The sequence below is a fragment of the Microbacterium petrolearium genome, assembly GCF_054782875.1.
On record NZ_BAAGRQ010000105.1, the window covers coordinates 1 to 518 of the forward strand.

Genomic DNA, 518 nt, shown 5'->3' on the forward strand with positions numbered 1-518 from the left:
GCCGGCCAGCTCGCCGCCCGAGCTCTCGACCGCTGCGCCCATGATTCCGCCCTTGAGCAGGCCGAACGTCGCGTTCGCCACCAGGCCGGCGAGCATCGCCAGCGGGTAGGCGGACTGCCCGCGGAAGCCCGCTACCAGGAACCGCCAGTACGGGTTCCGGGCAGGGGACGGGAGCGGGCGCACAAACGCGGGACTCTACCCGCCCGCCGGACGCGGCTCACCATGTTTTTCGGCGGTCAGAGATCGCCCGGGTCCGCCGCGATGCTGAGCTCACGAGCCGCCGCCGAGATCTCCTGCGCGAGCAGGAGATCTCGGCGGGACAGCCCGCTGATGTCGTGTGACGAGGTCCGCACCGTCACGGTCTCATAGCGCAGGTCGACGTCCGGATGGTGGTTGGCGGCCTCGGCGAGCGCGCCGATGCGCGTGATCAACCTCAGCCCCGTGGCGAACGAGCCTGTGGTGAATCGCACGACCGCCGAGCCGCCCTGCACCCGCCAGTCGCCGGTGCCCGCGCTCGC

Annotated in this window: 1 protein-coding gene and 1 pseudogene; both read right to left on the reverse strand. The window is 71.8% G+C overall.

Annotated elements, in window-relative coordinates:
• A pseudogene (locus ACYVJ0_RS13845) lies at positions 1 to 183 on the reverse strand (ABC transporter permease); the annotation flags it as partial.
• Positions 184 to 236: 53 nt separating this feature from the next.
• Positions 237 to 518 (reverse strand): 4a-hydroxytetrahydrobiopterin dehydratase (locus ACYVJ0_RS13850; protein WP_460818440.1); only part of this gene is annotated, 282 nt, incomplete at its 5' end.